The 19,867-nt window shown below is 36.6% G+C and carries 13 protein-coding genes; 1 reads left to right on the top strand and 12 read right to left on the bottom strand.

The genetic code is table 11. The features are described 5' to 3' along the window. Positions 1–74 precede the first annotated feature (74 nt). The gene (locus RM706_RS13890; RefSeq protein WP_311352581.1) at positions 75–1,397 is read left to right on the top strand and encodes a hypothetical protein; all 1,323 of its coding nucleotides are present in this window, start codon (positions 75–77) and stop codon (positions 1,395–1,397) included. A 32-nt stretch (positions 1,398–1,429) separates the two neighbouring features. On the opposite strand, the gene RM706_RS13885 is transcribed toward RM706_RS13890, so the two are convergent. The 12 genes from RM706_RS13885 to RM706_RS13830 all read right to left on the bottom strand — a co-directional run bounded on the left by RM706_RS13885 (position 1,430) and on the right by RM706_RS13830 (position 19,859). Continuing rightward, on the bottom strand, positions 1,430–1,657 hold the full coding sequence (locus RM706_RS13885) for a hypothetical protein (protein ID WP_311352579.1): 228 nt from the start codon (positions 1,655–1,657) through the stop codon (positions 1,430–1,432). Between the two features lie 699 nt (positions 1,658–2,356). Then, positions 2,357–2,971, bottom strand: a complete 615-nt coding sequence (locus RM706_RS13880; protein ID WP_311352577.1) for a hypothetical protein — start codon at positions 2,969–2,971, stop codon at positions 2,357–2,359. A gap of 170 nt (positions 2,972–3,141) precedes the next feature. Then, positions 3,142–4,050, bottom strand: a complete 909-nt coding sequence (locus tag RM706_RS13875) for a glycoside hydrolase family 17 protein (protein WP_311352575.1) — start codon at positions 4,048–4,050, stop codon at positions 3,142–3,144. A 145-nt stretch (positions 4,051–4,195) separates the two neighbouring features. Further along, on the bottom strand, positions 4,196–5,614 hold the full coding sequence (locus tag RM706_RS13870) for an MFS transporter (RefSeq protein ID WP_311352573.1): 1,419 nt from the start codon (positions 5,612–5,614) through the stop codon (positions 4,196–4,198). Positions 5,615–5,674: 60 nt separating this feature from the next. Beyond that, complete coding sequence (locus tag RM706_RS13865; protein WP_311352571.1) at positions 5,675–6,307, bottom strand: hypothetical protein; 633 nt, start codon at positions 6,305–6,307, stop codon at positions 5,675–5,677. Between the two features lie 44 nt (positions 6,308–6,351). Next, positions 6,352–7,782 carry an MFS transporter gene (locus RM706_RS13860; protein ID WP_311352569.1) on the bottom strand — a complete coding sequence of 477 codons (1,431 nt, stop codon included), beginning with the start codon at positions 7,780–7,782 and terminating at the stop codon, positions 6,352–6,354. Between the two features lie 16 nt (positions 7,783–7,798). Next, entirely contained in the window at positions 7,799–9,301 is a 1,503-nt protein-coding gene (locus RM706_RS13855) for a glycoside hydrolase family 30 protein (protein WP_311352567.1), read from the bottom strand. A 22-nt stretch (positions 9,302–9,323) separates the two neighbouring features. Further along, on the bottom strand, positions 9,324–10,628 hold the full coding sequence (locus tag RM706_RS13850; RefSeq protein ID WP_311352565.1) for a glycosyl hydrolase family 17 protein: 1,305 nt from the start codon (positions 10,626–10,628) through the stop codon (positions 9,324–9,326). A gap of 18 nt (positions 10,629–10,646) precedes the next feature. Next, entirely contained in the window at positions 10,647–11,831 is a 1,185-nt protein-coding gene (locus RM706_RS13845) for a glycoside hydrolase family 17 protein (protein ID WP_311352563.1), read from the bottom strand. A gap of 66 nt (positions 11,832–11,897) precedes the next feature. Beyond that, positions 11,898–15,293 (bottom strand): hypothetical protein, encoded by a 3,396-nt coding sequence (locus tag RM706_RS13840; RefSeq protein ID WP_311352561.1) that lies wholly within the window; start codon positions 15,291–15,293, stop codon positions 11,898–11,900. A 33-nt stretch (positions 15,294–15,326) separates the two neighbouring features. After that, complete coding sequence (locus tag RM706_RS13835; protein WP_311352559.1) at positions 15,327–16,865, bottom strand: sugar porter family MFS transporter; 1,539 nt, start codon at positions 16,863–16,865, stop codon at positions 15,327–15,329. 135 nt (positions 16,866–17,000) lie between these two features. Further along, entirely contained in the window at positions 17,001–19,859 is a 2,859-nt protein-coding gene (locus RM706_RS13830) for a PKD domain-containing protein (protein WP_311352557.1), read from the bottom strand. Positions 19,860–19,867 lie beyond the last annotated feature (8 nt).

Here is a 19,867-nt window from a genome sequence, read left to right as displayed (position 1 = left end):
TTTGATGGAATCATTTTCAAATCATTTTCTATTCACTTTTGACTCACTGAAATAAAATATTGAAAATCAATGAAATGACACAATCTGATCAGGCAATTTTAGAAGGAATAAAAAGGAAAATCGCCGGAGATGCCAATCTTCAAGAAACAGCGAAATGGTCCCAAAAAGACTTTGACTTTCTCTCTTATTTCATTGAAGAGAAAACAGCTTGTAGATTAAGTGTATCTACTTTAAAAAGAATTTGGTCAAATGACTACCAACGCCTTCCCCACATATCTACTTTGGATGCTTTATCTAAAACTGCTTTTGATAAAAATTGGCAACGCCTTAAATCTGCTTCCCTGTCAAATCAAGTAGAGAAAAAAGACCGCACATTCAAAAGCACTTTTTTAGGTCAAAAAAAGAAATTTAAAAAAGTAGCGGTCGCTTTGCTAGTAGTAATCCCTATGTTCTTAATGCTTATTGTGGGTGCAGAGGCATTTCAAAAAAAACAGAAAAGAAAGGAAGTAATGGCTAATGTGACTTTTAACCATGAAAAAACATTTAAAAACAAATTGCCGAACACAGTAGTTTTCAACTACGACATTGAGCATATCAATGCCGATAGTTTTTTTCTACAACAAAGTTGGGATACCTTTAGAAAGGTAGAGATTTTCAAAGGAATCAAACAACGCACCGATATCTATTACATTCCGGGATACTTTACTGCAAAACTCTTTGCTGATGACAAAATTGTCAAGGAAATGCCCGTTCATGTAATTTATGAAGATTGGTTCATGGCGGCAAGACAACCAATGTCTAATATTGTGACATTTGACAAAAATCTTTGGCTAAGAGAGAATTATTTAGGTATAGCTACGGAAACACTAGGAATTAAGGGTATTGATATTAATAAAGAATTCCAACTAGCTTACTACTATGTCAAAGACTTTGAAGTTGATGGCGATAACTTGACTTATAAGACTTCATTTAAGATGGAACCTCTGGAGAGCGTGGACTGCCCCATGGCAAACTTCCACCTTCAGGGTACAGAGGGTTATTACTGGATTATGATTGGAAACAAAGGTTGTGGAAGTGAGGTTTACATTCGGACTGGGGATACTTTACACAATGGAAAAACTCAGGACCTAACCAAACTTACAACCAATATATACCAATGGAATGAAGTAGAAATTAATACGTCAAATAAGAATGTTCAATTAATATTGAATGGAACAGAAGTGTTTTCTACATCATACGAAGATTCGATAGGTGGGATTATGGAAATCAGCTATTTCTTCAACGGAATGGGTATGGTTGACGATGTTGAACTTGCAGATAGGCAAGGCAAAGTGAAATTCTTTGATGATTTGGAATACCTTAATCCCCGTAAGCGCAAAAAAAAGGCCTATCATTAAAAATGATAGGCCTTTTTTATTGCAAAACTTACTTAAACAAGAGGAGTTCCTTTTAAGCGCTTTTCAATTTTCTTTTTCTTTTCTGTGAGACGTTTCATAACATCCATCAGATTAGAATCTTTTGTTTCTTTATAAATCTCGTTAATATCTAGAATAAGTTTTTTTGCCTCTCTTGAGGCTGCAACCCTATCACTTGTCGACATATGACTCAAGGTCCTGTTTTCAAACTCAGTCGCATGTGCTAATAAATCTGCCGTCATTTTTATTTAAAGTTAATTACTGTATTATAATAATCTGGTAATAATGCATATTTTGATTCTATAATCATATCAATATTTCATATTTATGAAATATTTAACCATTTAACTAAAGGGTAAACAGTTTTTTATAAATCAATATAATTTGCCAATATAAAGAATTAACTCTAATCAATTTCCAAATTGGGACATAATAATGCAAATTGTTGCAAAAAAGTGATGAAAGGTGTTTTTAGCAAAATGTTCTCAGTATTAATATTATTTTGTTCTTCTTACTTAGGTAATCCAGGAGATAAAACTGCATTGGATTTTGAAGAATTTATTGGAACCTAGCAATTAACAGCCATAAATACAAGCTTGGCAATCGACGCTAATAATGATGGACTACCTCTACGAATCAATCAGATGACGTTAGCTGCACACAAGAAACTTTTGCAATTTGTATAACATGTATGTGGATATCCAATGCCGTGAACGTAAAGTTGATTACTGCTATTAATGGAAATCACTACAATGCGTCATGTTCAGGTTCTCAAATAATTGTTTGAACTGGCCGATGACAGCAGTCAACTGGTTTAGTCGGCAGTACTAAGAGGCGGTTTTCTTTTAGAGGGAACATTTTAACAAAAACGATTGCAATGTTTTATCGGGAATTCAGAGCCTTACTGACGAAAAATTCTAGCATAATTCTTAAAAGTATTATTATTTACTAAAACTATCTACTTGCCGTAAATTCGTTGCAGGTGATTCAAGCAGTGAATCCGATTGTTCAGTTTTTGGGTTTAATTCATTCTCAAATTTTTGAATTCTTTCTTCAAATTCTTTTTGACTTACGTATTTTTCATCATTAAATAATGCTTTAAAAAGACTGAACATTGTGAATAAAAAGCTTAATGCAACCGCACCTATTAATCCGTATAGCAAAGTTCGCTCTCTTTTGTAAGAAGTTTTCTCCGTTTCGCCCAAACTTTCTTTTTCTTCGATGGAGAGCCTACGAGTATTTGATAGTTGATTTAAAAAAGTATCCCATTTTTCTTCCTCTTTTACATAAAGATCTTTAAATCCACCTTCTTCAATAAATTCATTCGTATAAGCGGTAGCAGAAAGCATAAAAATTCTCACCCCGTTACCGCTCATAATATCAATTAAGTTAGGGTCGTAATCAATAATTTCCTTTATTAATTTTTCAACAAACTCAATACTATAATTAGGTCTTAAAAATTCATCATATAGCAATCCGGTTTCAAAATAATCATCTCTGTCTGAGGCATATTGTAAAAATTTATCTTTTAGTTCTGCCTTAAAAAACTCGCTCATTGTAGGGATTGCAATTGGATAGTCAGTTAAAACTGGTTTAACAAGAACAAAATTAATAGAATTCGATAGTGTTCGATTACCTAAGTGTAAATAAATATGAATATTTATTTTAAATCGAAAAATCGTAGTATAATATTAGAAAACGACGATGTATTTTAAAAATTCCGTGATTAAAACTTTAATTGCTCATTTTTATCCCATAAACCCCAATAGGCTCCAACATCACCTTCTGCTCCAACTTTCCACGATTCGTCAAAAGAAGAGAAATAAAAGATTTCTATATTCTCTTTAGCGGACCATACTTGAGTATTAATAAAATACTTCATTGCATTCTCAGCATTAGAAACAGCGCCTTTCAAACTGCTTCCTTGACTAGGCCATCCTGTTTCTGTAATGATTACCTTTTTGCCCCTAGCAGCATCGATTGCTTGACCAAACATTTGCTGCATATGATTTAAAGAATATTCCATAGGGCATCCTTCCCAATAGGGATAACAGTTCGAAAGTATCACATCACAAGCATCAACAATATCTGGATGAACCGAAAACTCATAGTAAGCATCTACATACCCTACCTCAACATTTGGTAAAGCTTCTTTTACCCTCCGAATATAACCCAATAACTGCTCTTTGCTCAAATCATTACGATAGAGTACCTCATTACCTACAGCGGCAATATCCACACAGCCTTCATTAGCCAAGGCAATAAGAGCTTCGATTTCAGTTTCATTCATTTCTAAATCATCACTTAACCAAGCCCCTACCATGGTTTTTAATCCGTTTGCACTGGCCACTCGAGGAATATGTTCGTTACCTTCAATACATGAAAATGATCTCACCCATTTTGTATAGGGCTTGATAATATTAATTCGTCTTTGTACTTGCTCTATGGTAATTACATCACCGGGGTTTTGACCATCTTCATACATGCTAAAACAAAGTCCATGCATTCCATTTTGTAGTGTCTCCAACCACAATTCCTTTAACTCTTCTTCGGTAACTTTACTAAAATCTACACCTGCATGACCTTTATAATTATGTTTTGCTAGTGAAAAATGGTGTCCTTCCCTGTATGACATTATCTTATTTCTTTTTTAAATTATATTTTGCAACTCTCTTTTTAGTTCAATTAATTCTTTATTAATGTATTGGCGCATTGTAGCTTAAAGTCATCCTTACGCATAGGCCAATTTACCATAGTGTGATACGTCAATCAACACTACACTATTTACTATTGCTCTTGCGCTTCTCTAATTCCACACTAATTTTATTGGCTCTTTCTTCAGTCAAATCATAATTTCTCATCACATAAATTGCAATAAGAGTGCCTATAATTGGAAAACCAGAATAAAATGCCCTAAGCCCGAAAATAGCTCCATCAGGTTGTACGGGCAATTCTGGGTCAAATCCAACTACAGACATAATTGCACCTGTTAACAACCCAGCGATAGCAAATCCAAACTTTACCATCCACCAATAGATAGCTCCAAAAACACCTTCCCTTCGTTGACCACTATTCAACTCATCTAAATCAATAACATCAGCGGTCATTGACATCATTAAGGTGAATAAACTTCCTATGCCAAAGGAGAAAAATGGCAACGCGAATAAAAACATATAGGGCTTGCCCGGTATGAACAGAAACCACAATAAAATATAACCCAAAATTGAAATAGCTTGAGAAACTATAAAAGCTTTCTTTTTGCCCATTTGTTTGGACATGGCAGTAATTATTGGGATTACAATAAAGGTAGTGGCCAGAGCTCCTACACTTCCGAAAAGGGTAGGCCAAATACCTGCGGCTCCCGCGTCACCTCCGAATAAATAGTACACTACAATGAAAAATGAAAAACTCGCAATTGTATAAAACGTATTGTATATTAAAAATGTTGCTATACATAATTGTCTAAATGGTCTTGATTTAAATGCTTCTTTAAAACCAGCAAGTATCTTGTTAAAACTACCACCTATTGTTTTTAGATTCAATACTGCGTAATCGGCATTTACCGTTGATTTACTCTTTATAAAAATTGCGGGGACCATGGCAAAAATCATACACGCTATACCCACATATATGGCAAGTTCCCTTGTTGCAACTTCTGCAGATTCGAACCAACCTTGGTCATACATAAAAACCCAAAACCAAGGGGCAATCACCCAGGCCCATTGCCCAATCCACTGTGCGATGGCCATAATATCAGTACGTTCATGAAAATCATTACTCATTTCATAACCCATTGCCACATATGGCACACTAAAAATGGTCAAACCAAGATAAAAGACAAGTGACCAAAGTAAAAAGTAAGTGAAATTATAATCAAGTCCATTTTCACGATAGAGTTGCCACATTATCACAAATGAAATTCCCATGATTAAGGCTCCAAGAAAAACATAATGCCTACGCCTTCCCCATTTTGATTTTGTATTATCAGAAATAAAGCCCATTACAGGATCCGTAAAGCAATCAAATATTCTTGGCAAAAAAAATAAGACACCCCACATCCACCCCGGAAAACCAAGGTCTTGAACCAATACAACCATAAAAATGCCAAGAATAGCAGGGAACATTTGATTGGCAAACATTCCAATTCCGAATGCGATTTTTTGACCCATTGGCACTCTATCTTCTTTTACTATCTGCATTATGGTAAGTTTTTGAACTAATTTTACTTCTAAATAGAGTCAATTTTAAGTGGGGTCATATTAAAAAACTCCTCTACAGTTTTTCTTTGTATAAATAACTAGGCGTTCTACTTCTTTAGCTCCAGAAGGCATTTCTTCAAGTTGTAGCCCAGGATAAACGTCTTCTTCTTTCCATTCTGCTATTGTGGAACTAAAAAATGACGAAGCGGTGGAGTCTGCTTCATAAATAATCAAATCATATACCTCACCTTTATCTCCACCAAAACGAGTAACAACCTGCCATTCGCCATCTCTTTTATAGGAAGTGTTGGTATGATCAGATTGCGGATAATATCTGTCATCAGTTGGCCTTATAATTACCCAAACATCTTTTTGATGGGATTCAGGATAAACCCCCATTGTTAATATTCGACAATCCACTGAATCTTTATCAATCGGAGAAACTACTTTTACGGCATTCACTGGTCCGTCAATCTTTAATTTTTTCCCAATAGAAACTTGTTCCATTTGACTATTATAACCGACTAAATCAGATGAATAGCTGCCATATATCATCATTAAAACACCAATGATTCCCGCAGGTATTCCAATTTTTGTGCTGACAAGTCTTGAACTTGAACTTCTTTTTATACTGCTAAGGATTGCAATTAATATAAATACAATTCCTACTATGATTACTATTTTTGTTGACATCTGGTCGTTTTTTTAGTTATAATCTGCTTAACATATTAACATCGTTATAGCACACCTCTTCTTTCTTCCAACTGAGCTTTAATCTCTTTTGCTCTGTCTTCAGACAAGCTGTATTTCCACATGACCCATATCGCCAAACCAGCCGTAACTACAGGAATAACAATATCAGCTATTCTAAGTTGCGTTAATGTTTCTGCCGATTGGGTAGCGGCATTACCATCAAATCCTATTAAGCTCAATACAAGGCCTCCTAAAACCAAAGCTATACCCTGACCAAGTTTTACAACCCACCAATACAACGCGCCGAAAGTACCCTCTTTCCTCGGCATTCCGTTAGTAAGCTCATCTAAATCGCAAACATCAGCCGTCATACTCATCATTAAGGTGAATAAACTTCCTAAACCAAATGACATCAATGGAATTGGAATGAAAGAAAGCCAAACATTCTCTGGAGTAAAAGACCACCATTTTAAGGCATATCCCACGATAGATATAGCTGTGGAGATGATAAAGGCATTCTTTTTTCCCCATTTTTTTGACATTTGTGATACTATTGGAATCACTAAAAATGCTGAAACCAATGCGCCAATTGAACTAAACCAAGCCGGCCATGTTGCCGTTGCTTCATAGCTTCCATTAAAAATGTAAAAAACGAAAATAAAGAAACTGAAAGATGCCACGATCTGGTATCCATTAAAAACCAAGAAAGTCGCTCCACACAATTTCATAAATGGTTTGTTCTTAACCGCCTCTCCAATACTTCTAAACAAGTCTTTCACATTAGTGAAAATATTCTTCAGTGTTAGTGGTTTTCTATCCCCCATCTTAGCAGAATCTATTCCCCTGCAGAAAATGGCAGGTAAGAGCCCTAGGATCAAACAGGCAATACCAACATATAATGCCATTGTTCTGACCCCTTCAGCTTGGTTCTGGAAAATATCTGGATCAGCAATAATTACCCAAAACCAAGGAACTATTACCCAAGCTATAAGACCTACTGTTTGAGAAAAAGCCATTAAAGTAGTTCTTTCATTATAATCAGAAGTCATTTCGTACCCTAATCCCACCAATGGTGTAGCAAACATGGTATTTCCGATTAGAAAAACCATTGACATGATAAGGAAATACCAAAAATTATAGTCCGATGAGTTGTTTTCATCGAGTTGCCATAAAAGAACGAACGTAATGGCGCTCAAAATACCTCCAACCATAATATAAGGCCTCCTTCGACCCCATTTTGAACTTGTGTTGTCGGAAATGAATCCCATAATGGGGTCAGTAATTGCGTCAAAAAACCTTGGTAACCCACCTAAAAGCCCAGCTAAAAAAGGATCCATACCAAAGGCAGTCAATAAGAAAAACATAAAGAACCCTAGGGCTCCTGGGTATAGGTTTAAAACCAAATGACCTGCTCCAAAAGCGGCTTTTTGACCAATTGGGACTTTATCTTTCGGATTAGTAACAACGTTTGACATAATTCTATTTTTTTAGTTAGTTGGTTTGTGATTTAGGAATCACAATAGTTTGAATAGCCTGCGCATCTATCGAAAACACCACATTCTTTTCATTGATGGATAAGTTTATAGTTTTTGCGGTTTTTAATTCATTAAAAACTACCACCGCAATAGAACCATCAGGGTTTTCACAAGCTGTGACCATTAGCTCATCATCAGTTTTGGTCAGCCCAATTCTTTTGGATTCTGGACGAATGAATTTGCTGAAATGAGCCATTGTATAATACAATGGTGTAAAATAAACCTCATCAGAATCTGGATTGACGATTACAGGAGCAATACACCAGTTTTTGAACCAGTTTGGACCACCTTTTGTATCTAGAACCATATTCCAATCTACCCATCCGTCCACCCAGTTATTCAAGCATCCAATAATATCTCTGGCATAGCGATTAACTGGAGCATATTTTGGGTGTAAATGCTTGTCTTCTTCTGGCGCCCATTCAAAGCCCCAATCAGTTGCTTCTTTTTTCCAATACCAGGTATCATCTTCCCATACGGGAACTTCAGCATCTATGCAAGCTTCTGATTGAATTAAGAGTTTGTCTGGTGCCTTATGATGTGCATTTTGCAATTCTTCAGGAAACACGTCAAAGGTACTAGCATACCAATGAATGGCCGTGCCATCAAAATATTTTGAAGTTTCTTCATTTTTATATTGAGAATCTACCCATTCTTTTAAATGTTCTCTGTTCTGGTCGTAACCTAAAATTTTTAAGTCTCCCTTTCCATCTGCTTCCAGCTTTGGGCCCAAATGATTCTGCACAAAATTGGTCATTTCGTCAGGTGTATAATGCATGCTTTCCCAATTGTTTCCATTTCCTAAAGGTTCATTTTCAACAGTAAAACCCCAGATATCAATTCCTTCTTCTTTATAGGCATCTACATATTTTGAGAAAAATGAGGCCCATGTATCGTAATATTCGGGTAGTAATTTACCGCCCACCCAGTTGTTATTATCTTTCATCCAAGGCGCCGCTGTCCATGGTGAACCAAATATTTTAAATCCGTCTTCTGAAGCAGCCATGGCTTCTTTTATAAAGGGGATTAAATCATCTTTATCTTCTTCAATAGTAAAATGTTCGAGATCTTTATCACCTTCAACTGGCGTATAAGAATAATTGGAAACAGAAAAGTCACATGAGTTCATATGCGTTCTTGTTAAAGAATAGTGCGCACCATCTTTACTAAAATAAGCGTCGATGATTTTTTTACGATTCTCTTTTCCCATTTTATTGAGCAGATAAGCAGAAGATTCTGTAAATGCACCACCAAACCCTGTTATGGTCTGGAATTTTTCTTCAGGTAGCAAGTTTATCTCTACAACCTTATCCCCTGTTGAGAATTCGGTAATTGGAGTCAACTTATTTCCACTTTCAGAAGTTTCATATACTTCGACTTTTAATGGTTCTTGCTTTTCTTCGCAACTAAGCGTGATAAAAGTTAAAAAGACATACATTATTTTTTTAAGTGTTTTCATATTTAAGTATTTTAAAATTTTGCTACCTATGGCCAGCAATTTCTTGTCGAGTAGGCGGTACCAAAACGGTTTTCATTAATTCCTCCTTATTTCCGTCGTAGGTTTTTGTTATGGCATTGCCATTTCTTGTCAATCCTTCAAATATCCCTTGATCAACCAAATCCCAAATTGTATATTTTGCTTTCCCATCAACAGTGAACAGTCCAAAATGTTTTTCTGAATTTCCGGGATTATCGCCTCCTTTCCAGGGCTCGTCAAATCCTTCAAAATAGAAACAAGACATACCAGCCTCATTCGTCCATTCTCTCATATGCTTATAATACAATGCTTCTTTATACTCATCACATGCTTTTGAGCCATCAGGCCCATACTGCCCTCCAGAAAAACTAGCCCAACCGGTCTCGCCAATATGAATTGGCTTATTAACACCAAGACTTTCCATATATTTCTTCACATTTTCATATTGCATCATCGCATAATTCTTAGCCCTTAGCATAGAAATATCTATTTTCTCTATAGCCGTTTTTCCATCCAAACCTTCACCGTTCAACCAAAATTCAGGTTGATAATGGGTGTCATGCATCGGATACGTATGCATCGAGATAAAATCAACAGCTTTGATGAGTTGGTTTAGATCATCAATATGATATTCTTCACCACCGCCTCCCCAAGATGCAAAATTATCAGAACTGGTAACCCACAAATCTTTAGGTAATTTATCTTCCTTCTTCAGGTCTTGAAGGTGGTTTACCCATTTTAAGATAATCCAAGGCTCCACATAATAACTTGCTGCCCATTTCACCATAGCCTCATTGCCTACCGCAATTACTTTCACAATATCTGGATATTCGTTTGCCAGTGCTATAGCCCTTTCAATCTCAGCAGGATTTTCTTCATTTTCTTTGTTATGATCTGGTGCTCCGTTACCCGAATTAAATGAGTTTTTGCAATCGACCCATGCTCCTAACATTATATACATTTCAAAGTCAGGGTCTTCTTTTTTCATTTCACTAATTACCCTTACAAGATTAGCGGCTTGTGGCTTAAGCAATTTATAGGTCCGCAATATTCTAACCCCCATTGCATGTAAGATTTTCATATCCTCTTTAAGCTCTTCTGTTGTAGGCTCAATACTATGGTCTGCATGTCTATATCCGCCATATGACATTGCTTGGTATTTAGGGTTTCCTAAAATATCTTTTGCTGATAACTCTTTTGTCAAAACTTCTTCTTTCACATCACTCTTTTTAACCTCTTTGCAAGACGCTATTAAACCGATTAAAAAAATAAACAAATAAATTCTTATGATTGAAAAACAATTTTTCATAGTTCTTTCTTTTCCATATTACCTTACTGCTAGTGGAGGAATAAGCGCCTCCAACAATAAATCTTCTCTTTGACCATTAAATGTTTTTGTTATAGACCTACCATCTCTAGTCAATCCATTAAAATTTCCTTCATCTACTAAATTCCAAATAGCATATTTTGCTTCCCCCTTAAGGTTTATCAGTCCAAAATGATTTTCAGAACCTAATGGGTTAGTTGCATCTTTCCATTGTTCATCAAAAGCTTCAAAGTAAAAGCAAGAAACCTGTTCTTTTTTACTCCATTCTCTAATGAGTCTATAATATTTGCCTGATTTATACTCATCTGCAGCTTTAGAACCATCTGCGCCATAAGGACCATTAGATATAGTGGCCCAACCTGTTTCTCCGATATGCACGGGCTTATCAATACCCAAGCTTTTGATATAATCCGATACTCCTTGGTACTGCTTTGTTGCGAACTCAAGAGCCCGTTCCATCCCTGACTCAATTTTTTCTTTGTTTGAAAAATTCGCTTCACTCTCAGGCACCAACCAAAAGCCTGGATTATAGTGGGAGTTGTGCATGGGGTACGTATGCATCGAAATATAATCTACTGTATTTATTAAACTGGTTAGGTCTTCACAATGATAGCTAGGGTCACCGCCTCCCCAAGAAGAAAAATCATCGGAGCTTGTAATCCATAAATCTTTTGGAAGGTCTCCATTCTTTTTTAAATCCTGTAAATGACCGACCCACTTTAAAATAACATGGGGGCGTACAAAATAATTTGTAGCCCAACGTACCATTGCTTCATTTCCAACAGCTATTATTTTAACGATGTCAGGATATTGCTTAGTCAACGCAACCGCTCGATCTATCTCATCGGCATTATGTTCGCTCTCCACTTCGTGGTTAGGTGCATGCTCTGACCACGCGTTATGACAATCAATCCAAGCGCCGAGCATCATATACATTTCAAAAGATGGATCTTCGTCATTGAGCTGACTAATCGCAATTAATAAGTTTGGTACTTGTTGCAGCTGTACATTATAGGTCCTCAATATTTTAATCCCCATGGCACTTAAGATTTTCATATCTTCCTTAAGTTGCTGAATAGTTGGTTGAATATCTCTCGACTTCTCACGATATCCCCCATAGGAAATCGCTAGGTAATTGGGATTACCTAAAATATCTTTTGCTGTTTTGGTTCTATCTACAATCATAGATGTTTTTACAATCTTTTGCTTAAAGTTTTACTAACAATCTTTTTTTATCCTCAAGTAAAGTACCTACATTGATAAGCTCACCTCAATTCGATTGATTTCTCCTTTTCTTTCAAATAAGCCTCTTGACGTAATTGCATCTAGACTTGAGCCTTCAAAGACTAATCTAGATTTGTCGTTCATATAAACCGTGATGTTTTTATTCTCACTTAGAGTATAAATAATAGGAACTTGACAATAGGTAAATGCTAATGAATGTGGTTTCAATAAAATGCACTCATCATCTCCACTTAAATTCACATAATGAAATTCCTTATCCTTTTTAAGAAACTCTTCGCTGCGCAATAAGTAAGGTTTGAACAGCAGTTTTCCATTTTCTACCAATACTCCGAGTTCTCCAAACCTACTTAAAATATCTTCTTTTACCTGACCGGTCATCCCAGGTTGTTGCGCGCCTTTTCCGGCTGGCGTATGAGAATAAGGATCCGTAGGAAAAGCTCCGTATAATTCTGGAGATTTGTGTACGCCAATTCCTTCATTTATCTCATAATAATGCTCTAACAACCTTCCGACGATTTCATCTGACTCATTTTCTCTAATGGCCCTAAGGCATGTTTCTTGAACCGCCAAAAGCAATTTGGAGACCATATGCCAATAAATAGACCCTAAACCTTCATACCCAAAGAAAGTACCCGATCTTCCTGTAAAAGACTTATGATCAAAAATTTCTTCGAAAACCTTTAATAATAAAGAGGTGTCCTTTTCTAACAAGCTTTCATACTCTTTTGGCAAATCTGATAAGGCCGTTTTTAGACTTTCAGCGTTGTTGAAAGAACCATTAAAATGATAATTACCCAAACTGTCCTTTTCTACAATTTTAGTATTTCCATTCTTTAATAGCTTCATCACCAACTGTGACTTTTCTATCCTTTTAGAAGGAATATTATTTCTATCATTGAACTTTGCCAATTCTTTATTTGGATATAAAAGATAGCTGTATTGATCAGGTCTAAATAAAGCGCTATTCTTAAGACCATCTAGCAACTCAAGAGATGCCTTACTTGAAATAAAACCAGAACTAAGTGCAGCTACCTGCCCCTCAAGCATTTCCGATAAGTAGGAAATGGAAACCTCTGTTTCATTTTCCACAGTCATCAAGTTATAAGCGTGATACATTTTATCAGATCGCTTATTTGCCTCAATACTGTGATCCAAATATTTTAAGGTAGTATTGACAAATTGAAGTATGTCATCTTTTGAAAGTGTCTTGGCTTTTCCAACAAATCCTCTTTCATAAACCGTATTTCTATAAGTGCTTCCAGCAATTCCGAGACCATCCATAATTTTTTTTCTATCCGAGTTGGAAACAGGCCCGGAAAGAATGGATAAATTATTGCTCAAGGTTACTCGAACTTCATTAAAGAATATCAATAAATCCTTTGATAGATGGTAATTCATTTCTGGAATATCTTCTACTATTGTTTCGAAGAAATTCAAAAATCTTCGCAGGTAATTCAATGTTACCATTGAAACACCATTTCCTACAAGTGCATTATTGGCGTCATTCCATTCGGGCCTTTGGGTATTCATCCAAATACCACCTTCAGGTATAAAATTAGATACCTTGGCGAGTACGGTTGCTAGTAACTTTTCCAAAAGAGTCACTCTGTATATTTCTCCCGAAGCATCTTTCAACAAGGCGGCATCAGCGCCTTGCGCTATACGTTCTTGATCTATTTTACCATTCAATTCCTCATCAAATACAATAGTATCCTTGGGGTTTTCAAGTATGGATTCGTAGTCTTTGATTTTATAAGGAACATTAGCATAAACAAATATTTTTTCATTAAAATATTTCGCTAAATCGCCAGGATAATGGTTCTCACTAAACTCAAGAAATTTCAGTAAATAGATTATTTGATGGTCGCCCCAATATCCAATATAAGACCATGGGTCATCTGGTTCTATAATTTCCCAATCAAACCCACCTTTGGTCACCCTATAGGGATTATATCCATCAAAAGTTGTAGCATTGACGAATTTATGAATCATACTTTCAATGAATTCAGGATATGAATGTGCTAATGCTTCCCAATTTTGAAAAATATCACGCCAATTGCCTTCATAGTCTAAAATCTTTTTGCCCTCTTCAGTTGTTGTATTTATTGAAAAGCGATTCCATGGTCTACTGGGATCACCATGTCTTCTGCTAAACTTCAATGGTAAATATTCCAAACAAAGTCTTTCAAAATCTTTATCATTGCTTTTTGAGCCCAGTTCCTTTAATTGCTTATGAGCAAATTCTTCTGGGAGAATCTCAAATGTTGCCTTTTGATTAGAAAATACTATTGTATTGGCGTCAGCAATATATGATACAAAATCATCTTTCTCGATAACATAATTATTGTCGAAGATTCCACCACGCATAATATTGAACAGCACATTGGAATAATGTCTTGCATTTGTTCTTTTGTCTGAGGTAAGCTGTTTGCCATCGGACGCAGCAGTAAGTCTTACCAAATTTTCGGTGCCTTTCTCTACATCTGCATAAACCTGCTTTAAAATCTCTTTTGATGATTTAATCTCTTCCGATAAGCTGATAACCTTCGCAGAACTTTTGTTCACGTCTGCAATAATCGCCCATTCTTTTTCTTCTTTTTGCTTTAGTACTACTTCTGAAACAATAAAATAGGCTCCTTTTTCAGCCTTAATGTCTAATTCTTCTTTAATCGCTTTGCCATTTCTGAAATCATCTAATTGCAATGATGATAAAAGAACAGCATTATTTTCAAGACCTTTTGACCATACAACATTTGCTTTGAGTGCTTCACTTGGCTCTGCTTTGTCTACAATTATTGCACTCAGTGCAAAAATTCCTAATCGAGATTCTTTTATCAATTCACTTCTTTTGTAAGCATCTACCAAGTTGCTGCTTGCTTGTTGTGTACTCGCACCAACCCCAAATGGCATTATATTTTGAATACCATCCAAAATACAAACTTCAATAGTCCTGTCAGAAGTATTGGTCAACTTACTCTTTCTAACAAAACCAAAGCGATTACTAGAACTCCATTGATATTGAAAGGTTAACCCAAGATCATGATTTACTTCTTCAAAAATGACCTTATTACCAAACTCATTTTTATAGAGGTTACGGGTAAAATTAAAGACACCGGTATATCTATTTGAAAAAGGCTCCCAAATAGTTGTTTTATCTTTTTCTAGTGTTACTTGAAATATAGATTTGCTCCCGGTCAAATCAAACGACTCAGTTATCTTATCATCTGTATAGTAAGGAAATAGCGCATTGTCACTATCCTTTCTTCCTGCACTTAATCCTCCATTACTAGAAATGAACATCCAGTGATTTGAATCACTAACAATGCTCATAAAAAAGGGTCTTAAGGAATTGCTATCCCCAATCTTATAGTAACTTTCATTCTCTATTTGGATATAATCCATCAACTATATATTTTTTTAAATTTTACCTTACTATTAATTTTTTACTAATAATTCTTCAACTTCTTCAAGTGTCTTTCCTTTGGTTTCAATAACATATTTATAGACAAATAATATTGCTAAAAATGAAAGTATGGCATAGATACCAAATGTCATGGTAGGACCAAGGTTGGATAACTCCCAAGGGAAAACTTGTGTTACCGAAAAGCTCACCAAAGAGTTAAAAAAACCAACTACAGAAATAGCTATTCCTTTTATTTTTGTAGGGAAAACTTCCGAAATCAAAGTCCACATCACGGGGCCAAGAGAAATTGCAAAAGAAGCGACATACAATAAAATTGCAATCAACACCAACGTTGCGTTAATTTGAATAAAATTTGTTATTTCATTTCGTTTGAAATCTAAAAACTTACTCTCGTCCAGCTTATCTTCCAGAGCATTAAAAAGTGTAGCCTGACTATCAAATGACTGACCATTTAAATCTGAAAGTGCGGTTTTAATTTCAGCATCACTTACTTTTTCTAAGGTCTCTTTATTAAAATTATAAGTTGCATTATTGAATGCAAATGCCGCCATTAACAAAGCAATGGTCATAAAGCTTGAACCTATTAACAATAATGGTTTTCTGCCAAGGCGATCAATCAACCAAATTGCCACTAAAGTAAAAACAAGGTTGGTCAACCCTACCACAATAGCTTGTAAAAAAGAAGAATCTGTGCTACCTCCTGCTTGTTCAAAGATAGTAGGGGCATAATAAAACACTGCATTTATTCCTGTTATCTGTTGAAAAAAGGCTATCCCCAATGCAATTACCATTATTACAGAATACTTTTTTTGAAAAATATCAGATAATTTGCCTTTGGGTTCTTTCTTATCAACTCCTTTTTGAATTTCGGCTATAGTAAGCTCAGCATATTGTTCTCCGCCGATTTTCATTAAAATCTTTTGGGCTAGTTCAATCTTGTTCAAACGCTGTATTAACCACCTTGGGCTCCTAGGCACGGTAAACAAAGCTAAAAAGTAAATAATGGCTGGAATAGCCTCTACGCCTAGCATCCATCTCCAACTTTCTCCCTCCATATTTACCAAAAAGTAGTTCGAGAAATAAGCAACAGAAATACCAATAACAATATTAAGTTGATTAAAAGATACTAAGCTTCCCCTCAATTTTGCCGGTGCGATCTCCGCTATATAAATTGGAGCAATCAGTATAGCACCACCAATACCAATACCACCAATAATTCTAGCTATAATAAATTCATTATATGAAGTTGCAAGTGCTGACCATGTAGCTGAAATAGCAAATAGAGCGGCCACCATAATCAATACTTTTTTTCTGCCAAATTTATCGGCTAACGGTCCCGCGACCAGATTACCGGCCATTGCTCCAAATACCACACACCCTACTGAAAAGCCTAACATGGCATCGGTCATCTCGAAGTAAACTGTAATTCCTTTAATCGCTCCGGATATTACTGCGCTATCAAAACCCAGTAAAAAACCACCTAAAGCGACAATCAGGCTAATTAGAATAGTATACGATTTATTCATTTTCAAACTATCGTGTGGTTTCATATTGGTTTTTAGTTAGTTACATTGAAAATACGAAATAGAAAACTAGTTATTAGCATCAATAGTGATGAACTACAGAAAAAGGCTAGCAATTATATTATACAATGCCAACCTTTTTCATAATTCAAAAAAATGATTTTATTCTAATCTTAAATCGTCAAAATAAAAGGTTCGTTCTTCAGTAGTTACCTCACCATCCGAGCCATCTGGGTTATCGGGTTTGATAACCAATTGATTATAGGTTGTTGGAGTGGCTGGCAAGTTTATGAATGTAAATTCAATTTCTGTCCATGTATTAGCTCCACCACTAACTTGTCGAAATACAGGAGCAGGATTACCAGTTACTGGATCAGTTTGAGGGTCTAAAGCCAATTCAAATCTATATGTAACGTCTGGCACACTAGAGTATACCTTTACCTTAAACACCTGCGTTGTAATATCAATGGTACCAGCCGGAAAGGAATTCTGAACTCCACCCCAACGATTTATACCACTTGCTCTCACTACTTTTAAAACATTATCCGAAGTGTTGATTCCTGATGCTGATGGATTAGCATCTAAGCTTGGTACAACACCTCCATCGCCTATACTTGAAAACGCACTTATAAATGACTCACATCCTTCAAAGTCTAATGGAAGTGTAGTTGCTGAAACTTCAGAACCTGTGCAGCCTCCACCTGTTCCCCCACCGTTGGTGTCACTACCATCTCCACCTTCTACCAAAGATACATTGTCGATAACCACTGTCCCTACTGCAGCTCCCATATCGAATAATATTCGGCTATTGGCACCACCAAAATCATTAGCTGCCAATTGTAAAGTGAATGTCTGTGTTTCAGTCGTTAGATTTACTTCAGGTGCCGTGTTGGTAAAAGGAGCCTCGTTCAACCCGATTCCGGCCAGCATCGTTCTTGCCTGATCCGAAGAGGCATCAAAGGTCAAAGTATAGTTCGTGCCCTGAGTAATCTCAACAACTTGACTAAGGTTTACCGAAAATGGATCACCGGCCATTTGAACATCTGCAAAGTTAAAGCTATTGCCTCCCTCTGTCTGAACATTCAATGCATTGCCTATCCAAGAATCACCGCCATTTTCAAAATCGCCATTGGTCAATAATCCATCGTCAAAAGTACCGCCTGTACCGCCACCATTGGTGTCACTGCCGTCTCCACCTTCTACCAAAGATACATTGTCGATAACCACTGTCCCTACTGCAGCTCCCATATCGAATAATATTCGGCTATTGGCACCACCAAAATCATTAGCTGCCAATTGTAAAGTGAATGTCTGTGTTTCAGTCGTTAGATTTACTTCAGGTGCCGTGTTGGTAAAAGGAGCCTCGTTCAACCCGATTCCGGCCAGCATCGTTCTTGCCTGATCCGAAGAGGCATCAAAGGTCAAAGTATAGTTCGTGCCCTGAGTAATCTCAACAACTTGACTAAGGTTTACCGAAAATGGATCACCGGCCATTTGAACATCTGCAAAGTTAAAGCTATTGCCTCCCTCTGTCTGAACATTCAATGCATTGCCTATCCAAGAATCACCGCCATTTTCAAAATCGCCATTGGTCAACAAACCAGAGTCAAAACCACCGCCAGAACCAGCAGCTTCAAGTCTTAAATCATCAAAATAATAAGTCCCTCCATCAGTGATTGGATCATCAGTAGGAGTGTTATCAGGTTTAATAACCAATTGATTATATGCCATTGGCCCACCTGGCAAACCTGTAAAAACAACTTCAACCTCTGCCCATTCATTGGCATTAGGAACTGTCACAAAAACTGGGGCAGGGTTACCAGTCACCGGATCGGTCTGCGGATTCAGAGCCAATTCAAACCTGAATACCGTATTGGCCTTAGAACTGTATACCTTTAGTTTAAAGGCATCCGTTGTTGTCAAATCAAAATTACTTGCGAATGTATTTTGGATACCTGCAAAGAAATCTGACCCTGCGGGTTTATCTACTTTTAGAACAAAATCAGAATCATTAATACCACCCTTAGCTGGGTTCGCTGCTAATTCAGAAGTTATACCTGAACCAAAGTTGAATTCTGAGGCAAAAGTATCACATGCCTCAAAATCTAAAGGAAGTGATGCTGCCGCAACAGGGGTGTCAGAGCACCCACTATTAATATTGCCGCCACCACCGGCGGTGGTTTGAACAATATTATCTACTAAGAAAGTACCCTGAACACCAGGATCAGTATTGAACCCAATAAATAATATCATTCCACCATATTGACCATCTGGAACCAAAGCTTGGCCATTTTGAGGGTCTCCATCAATAAAACTAGCTACACCATCAGTGGCAAAATCAAAATTTAAGGTTTCCCAACCTGAACCGGTATGGGTAGTGCCAACCTCTACATCACGTGCTCCATCACCGTCCTCAAACTTGACCAAAACAGCAATTTCCGTTGAAGAGAACAATTCTAATTGAATCGTCTTATTCTCACTGCTAAAATCTACTGCGGTTCCTAAAGGGAATTGCACATTTTGGAATTGACCGCCACCGGCTACCATTTGTCCAACGTTTGTGGTGTTTCCATTTCCAGTTTCTGGGTTTGTCGCTACTGAAAACCCTATATTGTCCCCTACGATGGTATCATAATCTACATTAGTGCCATCAAAATCAATGGGCAATGCCAAAGGCCCTGGAGGTTCTGGAATACTGATAGTGATTTCATCTTCAAAAGTATCAGAGGCCCCTGCAACATTATTTGCTGTGAGAGTAACCGTGTAGGTACCCGAGGCAAATGTTACAGTGGGATCAATTTCGGTGGAAGTAGCTTCGTTCCCAAAATCCCATTCAAAAGTATCGGCATTCTCCGAAACATTAATAAAGGATACTGAACCAGTATTTGGAATCAAATCAAATGTAAATCCGGCAGTAACCGATGGCAAAGTTGTTCCCTCGTCGTCATCTTCACATCCTAAAAAGGCCAATACCAAAATTACCATTGACAGTATTCTGGCTTTTTTAAATAAATTTTTCATTGTATAAT

Source organism: Croceitalea rosinachiae, assembly GCF_031846445.1.
Taxonomy (GTDB): Bacteria; Bacteroidota; Bacteroidia; order Flavobacteriales; family Flavobacteriaceae; genus Croceitalea; species Croceitalea rosinachiae.
The sequence above is the reverse complement of the archived record's forward strand: the minus strand, read 5'-3'. Positions and strand labels throughout refer to the sequence as shown.